General features: G+C 65.5%; 8 protein-coding genes. All 8 read right to left on the bottom strand.

Translation table 11 applies throughout. From position 1 onward, the window contains the following. Window positions 1-145: 145 nt before the first annotated feature. On the bottom strand, window positions 146-1,303 hold the full coding sequence (locus VFG49_RS05865; protein ID WP_324858586.1) for an isovaleryl-CoA dehydrogenase: 1,158 nt from the start codon (window positions 1,301-1,303) through the stop codon (window positions 146-148). Between the two features lie 120 nt (window positions 1,304-1,423). Beyond that, entirely contained in the window at window positions 1,424-3,580 is a 2,157-nt protein-coding gene (gene yccS / locus VFG49_RS05860; RefSeq protein WP_324858585.1) for a YccS family putative transporter, read from the bottom strand. 269 nt (window positions 3,581-3,849) lie between these two features. Then, the gene (locus VFG49_RS05855) at window positions 3,850-4,953 is read right to left on the bottom strand and encodes a Glu/Leu/Phe/Val dehydrogenase dimerization domain-containing protein (protein WP_324858584.1); all 1,104 of its coding nucleotides are present in this window, start codon (window positions 4,951-4,953) and stop codon (window positions 3,850-3,852) included. A 356-nt stretch (window positions 4,954-5,309) separates the two neighbouring features. Continuing rightward, entirely contained in the window at window positions 5,310-6,713 is a 1,404-nt protein-coding gene (locus VFG49_RS05850) for an amino acid permease (protein ID WP_324858583.1), read from the bottom strand. A 154-nt stretch (window positions 6,714-6,867) separates the two neighbouring features. Next, window positions 6,868-8,622, bottom strand: a complete 1,755-nt coding sequence (locus VFG49_RS05845; protein ID WP_324858582.1) for a DUF885 domain-containing protein — start codon at window positions 8,620-8,622, stop codon at window positions 6,868-6,870. Window positions 8,623-8,743: 121 nt separating this feature from the next. Next, window positions 8,744-9,952 (bottom strand): Xaa-Pro peptidase family protein, encoded by a 1,209-nt coding sequence (locus tag VFG49_RS05840; protein ID WP_324858581.1) that lies wholly within the window; start codon window positions 9,950-9,952, stop codon window positions 8,744-8,746. Next, window positions 9,949-11,538, bottom strand: a complete 1,590-nt coding sequence (locus VFG49_RS05835; RefSeq protein WP_324858580.1) for an aldehyde dehydrogenase (NADP(+)) — start codon at window positions 11,536-11,538, stop codon at window positions 9,949-9,951. The genes VFG49_RS05840 and VFG49_RS05835 overlap by 4 nt, the downstream gene beginning before the upstream one ends. Before the next feature lies 1 nt (window position 11,539). Beyond that, window positions 11,540-12,421, bottom strand: an 882-nt coding sequence (locus VFG49_RS05830; protein WP_324858579.1) for a dihydrodipicolinate synthase family protein, incomplete at its 5' end; no start/stop codon positions are given.

Genomic DNA, 12,421 nt, shown 5'->3' with positions numbered 1-12,421 from the left:
CGGCGCGAGATCGCCTCTTGCCCGCGTCTTGGGTTTGCATGATGACGAAGAGGAGTGTTCGGGTTCGCCAGTCTTCGGTGGTCATCGTGCTGCGGGCACGTCGCCCACCATCGAAGGAAGTCCCCGTTCTCGCACGCAGGGTGCTTTACGCCTTCCCGTGAAACAACTCACGCCCGATCAGCATGCGGCGGATTTCGTTCGTGCCTGCACCGATCTCGTACAGTTTGGCGTCACGCAGCAGGCGGCCGGCGGGGAATTCGTTGATGTAGCCATTGCCGCCCAGCGCCTGGATGGCTTCCAGCGCCACCTTCACGGCGTTCTGCGACGCATTGAGCAGGCAGGCGGCGGGATCGATGCGTGACTTCACGTTGTTGTCGAACTGCTGGGCCACCATGTAGGCAAAGCCGCGCGAGGATTGCAGCGCGGTGTACATGTCCGCCACCTTGCCCTGCATCAGGCCGAACGTGCCGATGGGTGCGTTGAACTGCTTGCGCTCGCGCACGTAGGGCAGGGTGATGTCCATCGCCGCCTGCATCAAGCCGATCGGACCACCGGACAGCACAAGGCGCTCGGTGTCCAGGCCGCTCATCAGCACGCGCACGCCTTCGTTCACCTCGCCGACGATGTTCGCGGCGGGGATTTCGCAATCCTCGAACACCAGTTCGCAGGTGTTAGAGCCGCGCATGCCGAGTTTGTCCAGCTTCTGCGCGGTGGAAAAGCCCTTCATGCCCTTCTCGACGATGAAGGCGGTCATGCAGCGGCTGCCGGCGGCGCGCGGCGCGGTGCGCATGTAGACCAGCAGCACGTCGGCATCGGGACCGTTGGTGATCCACATCTTCGAACCGTTGGCGACCCAGACGTCACCCTTCAGCTCTGCCTTGCAGCTCATCGAGCCGACCACGTCGGAGCCCGCGCCCGGCTCGCTCATCGCCAGTGCGCCCACGTACTCGCCCGAGCACAGCTTGGGAATGTACTTGCGGCGCTGCCCTTCGTTGCCGTTGTGGAAGATGTTCTGCACGCACAGGTTCGAATGCGCTCCATAAGAGAGGCCGACCGAACCCGAAGCGCGGGAGATTTCCTCCATCGCGACCAGGTGCGCCAGGAAGCTCATGCCGCTGCCGCCGTATTCCTCGGGAATGGTGATGCCCAGCAGACCCATGTCGCCGAATTTGCGCCAGAGATCGGCGGGAAATTGGTTTTCGCGGTCGATGTGATCGGCGCGCGGCGCGATCTCCTTCTCGGCGAACGCATGCACGCTGTCGCGCAGCAGATCGATGTCTTCACCCAGCGGGAACGGACGCATACCAGCCAACTCCGGAATTGCTCAGGCTGACGATGGTAACGCGGCGTCGATGACAAGCCGTTGCGCGTCGCACAACCCCGGCATGGCCAAACCGCTGGAAAACGCGCTCAGGTGCGGAAATCAGGTGGGATGGAGCGTGTTAGCCAGATCCGCCAACCGATGGCGTTGCGCCATGATCTGCGCGAGCTGGCCGAGCACGAGGCGGGCGGTGTCCTCGTTTTCGCATGCGGCCATGACGTCGGCAAAGCCGGGCTCATCGGTGCCGGTGATGGCCAGCATGCCGTTGGCCAGCGCGTCGGCGAGCTGTTCAAGCGCATGTACGGTTTGCGTGCCGGCCTGGTCCAGCGCCTGGCGAGCCGACGGCGAGGTGATGACTTGGCGATGGGCGCCAAGTGTCGACAGCTGCCCGAGCAGTGCGTGCGCGGCAGCCAGGAAGCGCAGCAGCACATCACTGCCTCGTTGGTGCTGGCCGGGCTCACGCAGCATGTTCGACAGCAGGCCGCTCAGCGTCGCATTGGCATTGTGGGCATCGCGTCGTGCGATGCGATACGCGAGATCGTCGCGGCGCCCACTGTCGTACTGCGACATGATGTGGGCCAGGTAGCGCGCGTCGTTGCGCAAGGTGTCGGCCAATACATCGTCGAGCCGCCGCCCCTGCCATTCGGGCAGCACGAAGCGCATGGCGAAGGCTGCGATGGCGATGCCGATCAGCGTGTCGAGCAGGCGGGGCCACATCACGTCGTAGCCGCTGCCCACCTGGTTGAAACACAACACGACGAACAGCGTGATGGCTGCGGTGGCCGTGGGGTAACGGCGCAAGCGCGCTGCGAAGAACACGACGCCGGAGGCCACGATCAACGGCATCTGCCAAAGCCCGAAAGGCACAAGTTTCAAAGTGGCCCAACCCAGCACCAGGCCGGCCGCGGTGCCGATGACACGCTGGCCCAGGCGGCGCAGCGTGGCGCCATAGCTTGGCTGGCACACGAGTAGCGTAGTGAGCAGGATCCAGTAGCCGTGGCGCGGATGCACGAGTAGCAGTACCGCGTAGCCAGCGAGCAATGCAACGGCCAACCGCACGCCATGACGGAACCGGAATGAACGCGGCGTCAGTTGCAGCCGGATGCGCGCCCACGCCTCGCCCAGCGACTGCGGGCCGGGATTCTGTAGTGCGCTTTCTTCCTGGGTGGATGGCAGGCCAGTCGTCGTGTCGCCGGCCAGCTGCCGGTGGACGGTTGCGATGTTGTCCATCAGCCCCTGCAATGAACGCATCAGGTGCGCGGCGGGTGGATGCGGGGACTCGCGCAAGGCGTCCAGAGCACTGCGCAGATCGTCCAGCGCTGCGGTGGCCAAGTGGTTCACCCGTGGCTTTGTCTGCAACCGCAATGCGTCGGCGCGATGACGGCATGCATGCGCTTCCTGGCGAAGCAGGTGTTCGCAGCGAAACAGCACGTCGCTGTGAAAAAGCTCCTCGGCGAGCGGGTCGTAAGGGTAGTGGGTGGAACTGACGCGCTCGTGGATGTCCTGCGCCATGAAGTACAGACGCAGGCGCACGGCACTGGCGCCGCGGGCACGGCGCGAACCGATGCGGTCGATCAGCATCAGGCGGGTGTCGTTGAGTGACTCGACCACGCGCTCGTTCAGCGTCGCCAGTGTCAGTTGCATGCTTTCGCGGTCCACGCCGTGCACGGGCGCGAAGAGGGCCGCCTTGCATGCGAGCACGTCGGCCAGCGCTTCGAACACCCGTGCCAGCGAGTGGCGCACCGCCTGCTGCGGGGCCAGCACGCTCCACACCAGCGACAGCACGCCGTACCAGGCGGCACCCGCCAGCAGGAGCAGCGGTTGCTCCCACGCGGTTGTGCCCGCGCTGGCGGCCGTGTCGGCGCCGATCATGGTGTAGACCGCCAGCAGCAAGGTAGCCCCGGCAATCGTCGCGTACCGATCGCTGATGGCGCCCAGCATCACCAGGGCGAAGGTGGACAGCGGCAAACCGAGGGCGAACAGCCATGGATGTGGAAACAGCCACTGCACCGCGAACGAGGAAACGGCGAAGCACGCCATGGTCAGCAGCAGCGTGGCCAGTCGGCTTCGCCAGTGATCTTCCGTTTCCGCCAGCGCACAGGCGATTACGCCCAGCGATACCGGCACCACCATGTCGATACGCGCGGTGCCAAAGCACCAGGCCACGGCACCCGTCAGGGCTAGCAGCACGCGCAGGCATTCCCCGAAGCGGTCCGAGCCGCGCAGGCGCCGCCAGCGTTGGGCGAGTCGTTGGAGCATGGCCAGAGCATACGATGCCGCCGGCTCCTCGCAGGAGTGCAATCGTTCTGCATGGCCGGTTCTCCCATCGTCATTCCTGCGCAAGCGGGAATCCGGTGCCTCATCGTCACGCCCCCAAAGGCGTCGGATGATCAGCTTCGCTGTTGTACAGCCCCTCCTGCTTGCGTTGGAATGACGGTGAGGAGCCAGGGGAGGCCCCCGATGCGGGAACCGATCCCAAGAAAAACGCCGGCTCTGGGCCGGCGTTTTCTTCGAAGCAACTACCAGGCTTACTGGCCGCGCATGCGACCGGCGAAGCGCGGGCCATGGTCGCCCATGCTCGGCAGCTTGATCTTGCCGATGGCGCTGATCCGCTCTTCGGCCAGACGGTCGGCCGCCTTGTAGGTCGGTACGCCTTCGGTCTTGGAGATCTCGAAGATGCGACCCAGGTTGTAGTAGATGGTGCGCATCATGCGCATCGCACGCTCGCGGTTGTAGCCATCGATTTCCAGCGACACATTCATCACGCCGCCGGCGTTGACGGCGTAGTCGGGCGCGTACAGCACGCCGCGCCGCGTCAGTTCATCACCGATGGCGTCGGTGGCCAGCTGGTTGTTGGCCGCGCCGCAGATGATCTTGGCCTTGATGCGGTCGATGGTCTGCTCGTTGACCGTGCCGCCCAGCGCACACGGCGAGTACACGTCGGCATCAACGTCGTAGATCTCGTCCAGGCCCACGGCCTCGCAGCCCAGCTCGTCCACGCAGCGCTGCACGGCATCCTTGTTGATGTCGGTGACGAACACCTTGGCGCCCTGTTCGCGCAGCAGCTTGATGAACTCGCTGCCCACGTGGCCACAGCCCTGCACCGCGTAGCTGTACTTGCCCACGTCCTCGTTGCCATGCTTGAACTGCAGCGCGGCCATCAGGCCCTGCAGTGTGCCGAACGCGGTGAACGGCGAGGGGTCGCCCGAACCACCGTGCACCTGGTGCACGCCGGTCACGTACTCGGTTTCACGGAACACGTATTCCATGTCGTTGACGTCGATGCCGACGTCTTCGGCCGTGATGTAGCGACCGTTGAGCGAGTTGACGAAACGGCCGAACGCGCGGAACAGCGCTTCGGACTTGTCCTTGCTCGGATCGCCGATGATCACCGCCTTGCCACCGCCAAGGTTCAGGCCGGCCACGGCGTTCTTGTAGGTCATGCCGCGCGACAGGCGAAGCACGTCGTTCACCGCGTCCTGCTCGCTCTTGTACGGCCACATGCGCAGGCCGCCGAGCGCGGGGCCCAGCACCGTGTTGTGGATCGCGATGATGGCTTTCAGGCCGGCATCATTGTTGTGGCAGAAGACGACTTCTTCGTGACCCGTCTTGGCGATGGTTTCGAAAATCATTGGAACGCAAACTCCACGTTTGGCGGTGCCGGGGGGAAGGCGCCGCAGGAATGGAGGCGGGGTTCGATCCAGTGCGCCCCCGCCGGGGTACTAGCAAAAGCCTTAAAGTCAAAACCCCGACCAGTGGTCGGGGCGATGAATTTAGTTCGCTAGTTTAGTACGTCCCCGGGCCAAGGGTTGCTGCGACGCCGCAAGGCGCGTCCGTATGGGACGTCAGCCCTTGCGGGCTTCGGGTGGGTCCGAATGGCTCCGGCGCCCTGGCATGGCAGGAATTTTCGATCGCAACCAGGCCACCGCTTTCTTGCAGGAGCGCACCCTATGCGCGATTCAGCTTCACCGTTCGCGCACAAGGAATCTTACGTGACAGCGAGGCGACTCTTGCGACGCCCATAGCCGAGATAAAGCACGCACCCAAGCAACAGCCACACGGCAAAGCGTACGTAGGTAATGGTCGGCAGGCCCCAGATCAGCCAGCACGAGAAGCCTACGCCGATGATCGGGACCAATGGCACCAGCGGTGTGCGGAACGGACGATGCAGCTCCGGCTGGCGCCAGCGCAGCACGGCCACGGCGGTGCAGATCACGATGAAGGCGCCGAGCACGCCGATGTTCACCAGCTTGGCCAGCTCGTCCAGCGGAAACAGGCCGGCAGCGATGGTGGTCACGGTGCCCAGCAGCAGGGTGGAGCGGTGCGGCGTGCGCCAGCGCGGATGCACTGCGGCAAACCACGAGGGCAGCAGGCCATCGCGACCGAGGCTGAAGCCGATGCGCGCGCCGGCCATCAGGTTGGCGAAGATCACGCTGGTGATGCCGCAGACTGACGCCAGCGAGATCACCACCATCGTCCACGGCATGCCAATGCGGATGAACGCATTCGCCACCGGCGCGGCGTTGTCGAGCGTGGTGTAGGGCACGATGCCGGTAAGCACCAGGCAGATGGCGATGTAGAGCACCATGGCGATGCCCAGCGAAAGCAGCACGGCGCGCGGCAGGTCGCGCTGCGGATGGCGCGATTCCTCCGCCGCTGTGGTGAGCATGTCGTAGCCGAATACAGCGAAGAACACCACGGCGGCGCCCGTGACGACGCCGTGCATGCCGAACGGCATGAAGGGATGCCAGCGCTCGGGCTTCACGTAGGCGGCGCCGGCGATCACGATCAGCGCGGCACCGGCGATCTTGATCGATACGATCAGCGTGTTGAAACGCGCCCCCCATTCCATGCGCACGGCGAGCAGGGCGGTAATGACCACCGAGATCGCGATGGCGGGCAGGTTCACCACGCAGCCCGGTGCGCTACCCCAGGCGCCTTGCGCCCATACTGGCAACGGCATCCAGGCGGCATCCAGCAGTACCTGCATGTACCCGGACCAGCCCACCGCCACCACGGCGGCGATCAGCGCGTATTCCAGCAGGAGATCCCAGCCGATGATCCAGCCGGCGAATTCACCGAGCACGGCATAGCCGTAGGTATAGGCGCTGCCGGAGACCGGGATGAGGCCGGCGAACTCGGCATAGCACAGCGCCGCGGCGGCGCTGGCGATGCCCGCGATGACGAAGGACAGCAGCACGGCGGGGCCAGCCTGCGTGGCCGCGACAGTGCCGGTGAGCACGAAGATGCCGACGCCGATGATGCCGCCAAGGCCGATGGCCGTGAGGTGCCACAGGCCCAGCACGCGACGCAAGCCACTGCCGCCCCTCGCGGCCTCACCCTGCAATGCCTCCACCGGCTTGCGCCGAAGCATGTCGTTGATCAGGCCCATCCGCTTCTCCCCGTCTCGCGTGCTATCGATTTGTGTGGAACTTTCGGTCGCCCTCTCTCTGTCCCGTCGTTCCGGCTTTCGCCGGGATCACGTCGAGGGTCGACGGCGCGTCGAGTCTTCCTTCGCGGGCTGCTCCGTTATTGAGCTGCATTGACTATTTCGTGGCGTACGGCGACTTGCCGCCGCCGGCGATGAACGTGTTGACCTCCTGCTGCAGCACCGGCAGTGGCACCGAGCCGAGCGAGAGCACGGTGTCGTGGAAGGCACGCAGGTCGAAATGTTCGGCCAGCGCCTTCTCCGCCTTCGCCCGTGCATCGACGATGGCGAGTTCGCCGAGGTAGTAAGACAAGGCCTGGCCCGGCCAGGCGATGTAGCGATCCACCTCGGTCTCGATCTCGTGTTCGCTCAGCGCCGTGTTGTCGCGCATGAAGGCCTGCGCCTGTTCGCGCGTCCAGCCCTTGTGGTGGATGCCGGTATCGACCACCAGGCGGGCGGCGCGCCACATCTGGTAGCTCAGGTAGCCGAAGCGATCGTACGGCGTGTCGTACATGTCCATCTCCACGCCCAGGCGCTCGGAATACAACGCCCAGCCTTCGCCATAGGCGGAGATGTAGGTGTAGCGGCGGAAGTCCGGCAAGCCTTCATGCTCGGCCGCCAGCGGCATCTGGAGGGCGTGGCCCGGCGCGGATTCGTGCAGGGTGAGCGCCGTCAGCGAATACAGCGGGCGCGAGGGCAGGTCATAGGTGTTGACCAGATAGACGCCCGGGCCGCCGCGGCCGCCGGTATAGAACGGCGCCAGATCGGCCGGCACCGGTTCGATGGCGAAGCGTTGCCGCGGCAGGCGGCCGATGTATTGGCCGACCTTGCCGTCCACGCGCTTGGCGATCCACGCCGCATCCTTCAACAGCTCGTCCGCGGTCTTGGGATAAAACTTCGGGTCGGTGCGCAGGTAGTGCAGGAACTCGGGGAAGCTGCCCTTGAAGCCGCTGTCGCGGATGGTCTCGTCCATCTCCTTGCGGATGCGCGCCACTTCCTTGAGACCCAGCTCGTGGATCGCATCGGGGGTCATGTCGAGCGTCGTGAACTCGCGGATCTGCGACTGGTAGAACGCCTTGCCATCCGGCATCGATTCGGCGGCGAGCGTGGTGCGCGCCTGCTTCATGTAGGTGTTGCGCATGAAGTCGAGCAGCTTCGCATAGGCAGGAATCACCGACTGCTGGATGGCTTGGCGTCCCTCCGCGCGCAGCTGTGCTTGCACATCGGCGGGAATCGTCCCCGGCATCTTGCGGAATGGTGTGTAGAACAGGTTGTCGTCGCCCTTGGCGTTCACCACATCGGCAATGGACTGGTCGCGTCCCGTGAGCGTGACCCGCGGCACGCTGAAGCCGCGGGCAAGGCCCGCCTGCATGTTGGCCGTCTGCTCGCCGAAGTAGCGCGGGATATCCTGCAGTTGGTGGATGTAGTGGCGGTAATCGTCAGCCGTGCGCAGCGTGCGGCGCGCGGTGAAGCCGAGGTTGGTCCAGAACGCAGTGTCGCTGTTGAACGGCATCTCCCAGGTGTGGAAATGCTGGTCGGCCAGCAGGGTCTCGATCTGGTTGCGATAAACCGCGTAATTCGCCGGGTCGTCACCCTTCAGCTGCTTTGGCGAAACGGTATCGAGTTGCTTGAGCACGTCCGCCCAATACTGCTCGCGTATCGCCTGGGTGGCGGCGTCGACCTTTGGCAAGTGATCGGCAAGCTTGCTGCCGTTGTTGTCCTCGTCATCCGCGCCCTCGAACTGTCCTTGTCGCCAGGCCCACTCCTTGGTGTAGATAGCATGGAAGCGAGTGGTGGCTTCGTCGTCTGCACGCGTCGGCAACGAGGTGGCGAGGCAGAGTGTGCAGGCAAGGGCGAGGATGAGAGGCTTCATGTCGCTGTCCTTCGTAGAGATTTCTGTAGAAGCGCACCCAGTGCGCGACCGCAACGTTTCGGTGTCTCCGCTTCGTTCGGTTTTCGCGCACTGGGTGCGCTCCTACATGAGGTGGTCGACATCACGCGAATGGCTGGTCGATTGCGGGCGACGGTGGCGTAAACCAGGCGGCGCCGTCTTCGGTGACATGGAAGTGGTCTTCCAGTCGTACGCCGAAGCGATCGGGCACCACGATCATCGGTTCGTTGCTGGCGCACATGCCGGGTTCCAGCCTGGTCTGGTTGCCTCGCACGAGGTAAGGCGTCTCGTGGATGTTCATGCCGCAGCCGTGCCCCGTGCGATGGGGGATGCCGGGCAATCGGTAATCGGGACCCAGGCCGGCTTTCTCCACCACCTTGCGCGCGGCTTCGTCCACCGCTTCACAGGTCACGCCGGGACGCACCGCATCGAACGCTGCTTGCTGCGCCGCCTGTTCCAGCTCCCAGATGCGCACCTGGTCCGCGCTGGGGCGTCCGAAGATGTACGTGCGCGTGATGTCGGAGTGGTAGCCCTGCACGGTGCAGCCGGTGTCGATCAAGACCAGTTCGCCGGGCTGCAGGTATTGCTCGCCGGGCACGCCGTGCGGATACGCCGTCGCCTGTCCGAACTGCACGATGCAGAAGGTGGAGCCGTTGTCGGCGCCCATGGCGCGATGCGCCTCATCGATGAAGCGCAGCAGTTCGCCGCGGCTGATGCCTTCGCGCATGAGGCCGGCGGCGAGACGATGCACCTGCAGGGTCATCGCCGTGGCCTGCTTCATCAACGCCAGTTCGTTGGGCGACTTGCAGATGCGGCAGCCGTCGATAATGGGTGTCGCTTCCGTCAGCGGCTTGCCGCAGAGTACTGCGCGGAGGCGTTCGGCCACGACGTACGGCGCCGCCGGATCAAGCGCGAGGCTGCCGGCGCCGCGCTCGCGCAGCGCATCGGCCACCCATTGCTGCGGGTCTTCATGTTCCTCCCACAGGCGCACTTCGGCGGGAATCAGCAGCACGGCTTCCAGCGAACCCACCTCGAAAGCGGGGCATACCACGATGGGGGCGCCGTGCTGCGTGACCAGCATGCCAACCAGGCGTTCGCTCGCACCCCAGGGCACGCCGCTGAAATAACGCAGCGACGTGCCGGCGGTGACCAGCAACGCATCCACGCCTTGCTCGCGCATCAGGCGGCGCGCCTGATCGAGGCGCCGCTGGTATTCATCCGCACCGATGGCCGGCGCCGGCGTGGACCACGGCGCCAGCGAAGCCCGCGCGGTCGCGAGATCGAGGCCGCCGATCTGGCTGGCTGCGGTCATGCGTGGGCTCCAAGGTCGTCGACGCACCACACGCCGTCGATGCAACGGGCGACGCCGCCCGGGTTGTGATCGCGCAGCTCAGGCGGCAGCTGGTGCTCGGGCACGTGGTCGTAGCAGTGCAGGGCGGTGAAGCGCGTAATGGCCGCCGGCATGCCCACGGCCGTGAAGCCCGGGTGGCCGGTGCTCGGATACGGGCCGCCGTGGTTCATGGCCGGACTCACCGCGACACCGGTGGGCATACGGTTGCCGATCAACCGGCCAACGCGCGGCCTCAAGGCGTGCGCCACCTTCGCCCATGCATCGTCGTCGCTGCCATCGTTGGCGGTGTAGAGCGTGCCGGTAAGGTTGCCCTCGAATGCTGATGCCACCTGCGCCATCTGCTCGACATCCTTTACACGTATTAGCAGGCTCACGGGCCCGAAGGCTTCGGTCTGCAGCGCCTTTGGTTCGCGCAAGAAGTGTTCCGCGTCGACACTAAGCAGCGTGGGTGCATAGCGATAACCGGGTGCGCCGGCTTGGCCTCCGGCCAGCAGCCCGGCGCCCGCCTCGCGCAGCGTGGCGACGCTGCCCAGCAGGTGATCGAGCACGCCGCGCGAGAACAGCACGCCGGGTGCAGCGCCTGCAAAATGCTTGGTCGCCTCCGCCACAAAGGCGTCGCCCGCTTCGCCCTGCGGCACGATCACCACGCCCGGGTTAGTGCAGAACTGGCCGCTGCCCATCGTGCATGACGCAAAGAACTCCTGCGCCAGCGCGGTGCCACGCTCGGCCAGTGCGCCAGGCAGCAGGAACACCGGATTCACGCTGGACAGCTCGACATAGGCCGGCACGCCAGCGGCATCCGCTGCGGCCTTCAGCGCCAGACCGCCGGCGCGGCTGCCCGTAAAGCCGATGGCGCCGAGACGCTCATCGCCCGCGATCTGCGTGCCGATGGCGTTGTCGAAGTGATAAAGCATCTGCACCGCAGCCGCCGGGAGGCCCGCCTGCTTCAGCGCCGCGAAGGCGATTTGCGCCAAGCGCTCGCTGGTGCCCGGATGCGAGGGATGGGCTTTGGCGATCACCGGATTGCGCGCGGCGATCGCGGAGGCGAAATCGCTGCCCGCGATCGCGTTGAATGCGAACGGGAAGTTGTTGGGCCCGAACACCAGCACCGGCTTGTTCAGCGGCGCGCGATGCGCACGCAGGTTCGCCGTGGTGTCGATCACCGGCTGGGTCCAGGCGAGACTGCGCACCGCCTTGGCCGCAAGGCGCAGCTGGTTGGTGGTGCGTGGCAGCTCCACGGCGAAAAGACGCGGCTGCTTGGGCAGTGCGGTTTCCGCGTTGGCCAGTTCCACCAGCATCTCGGCGTCCGCTTCGATGCCGGCGGCATAGGCTTCGAGAAACGCAGCGATGCTTTCCGGTGGCGTGGCGGCAAGTTCGTCCGCCACCGCGCAGGCGGCGCTAAGCGCCGCCTCGACATCAGCCGCACCGCAGATGGGATAGCTCGGTCCGATCGCTTCGCCCGTGGTGGGATTCTCCGCGCGAAACTCGTCAAGCAGCTGACGTGCCGCACGCCATTCGCCATCGATCAACAGGGGTTGCACGGCCATGTCAGATCACCGGTGCGTGGGCGATGGCATGATCGATCACGCGAAGCGCGGCTGCGCGCTCGGCACCGTCCATCGCCAGACGCGGTGCGCGTACGCGTTCGCTGCCCATGCCCACCTTCTCCTGCACCAGTTTGATGAGCTGCACGAACTTGGGCACGGTATCCAGGCGCAGCAGGGGCAGAAACCAAGCGTACAGCTCGGCAGCCGCATCGGCGCCACCATCGCGCGCCAGTTCGAACAGCTTTACCGATTCCTTCGGATAGGCATTCACCAGGCCGGCGATCCAGCCACGCGCGCCCATCGCCACGCCTTCGACGATGGCATCGTCCATGCCGACCAGCAGTTCCAGGCGATTACCCAGCAGCGAGCGCAACGCGGCGAAGCGGCGTACATCGCCGGAGGATTCCTTCACCGCCTGCACGTTCGGAAATTCGTTGGCGAGCTCGGCGATCTGCTCCGGCGAGAAGTCCGTCTTGTAGGCGATCGGATTGTTGTAGAGCATGCACGGCAGATCGGTCGCCGCGATCACTGCACGCAGGTGCGCGCCCATTTCGCGCCAGTCGGTGGAGTACACGTAGGGCGGCAGCACCATCAGGCCGGAAGCGCCCAGTGCCTTCGCTTCGCGCGCGAGCCGCACGGCTTCGTCGGTGGAGAGCGCGGCGATGCCCGGGATCACCGGTGCGCGGCCTTCCAGCGCCTTCACCAGTGTGCGGATGATGGCGAGCTTCTCATCGAAGGTGAGCGTCGCCGCTTCGCCCAGCGAGCCGAGCGGGACGATGCCCTTGCAGCCGTCGTCGATCATCATTCGCGCATGTTTGGCGAGGAAGTCGTGATCGACCTGGCCGTCGGCGGTGAACGGCGTGGTGATGGCAGGAATGACCCC

It is taken from the genome of Dyella sp. (assembly GCF_035685885.1).
Taxonomy (GTDB): domain Bacteria; phylum Pseudomonadota; class Gammaproteobacteria; order Xanthomonadales; family Rhodanobacteraceae; genus Dyella.
The sequence above is the reverse complement of the archived record's forward strand: the minus strand, read 5'-3'. Positions and strand labels throughout refer to the sequence as shown.

Bases quoted from the DNA above. Each gene is read 5' to 3' on its own strand.
- VFG49_RS05865 (WP_324858586.1), bottom strand. From the start codon at position 1,303: ATGCGTCCGTTCCCGCTGGGTGAAGACATCGATCTGCTGCGCGACAGC.
- yccS (WP_324858585.1), bottom strand. From the start codon at position 3,580: ATGCTCCAACGACTCGCCCAACGCTGGCGGCGCCTGCGCGGCTCGGAC.
- VFG49_RS05855 (WP_324858584.1), bottom strand. From the start codon at position 4,953: ATGATTTTCGAAACCATCGCCAAGACGGGTCACGAAGAAGTCGTCTTC.
- VFG49_RS05850 (WP_324858583.1), bottom strand. From the start codon at position 6,713: ATGGGCCTGATCAACGACATGCTTCGGCGCAAGCCGGTGGAGGCATTG.
- VFG49_RS05845 (WP_324858582.1), bottom strand. From the start codon at position 8,622: ATGAAGCCTCTCATCCTCGCCCTTGCCTGCACACTCTGCCTCGCCACC.
- VFG49_RS05840 (WP_324858581.1), bottom strand. From the start codon at position 9,952: ATGACCGCAGCCAGCCAGATCGGCGGCCTCGATCTCGCGACCGCGCGG.
- VFG49_RS05835 (WP_324858580.1), bottom strand. From the start codon at position 11,538: ATGGCCGTGCAACCCCTGTTGATCGATGGCGAATGGCGTGCGGCACGT.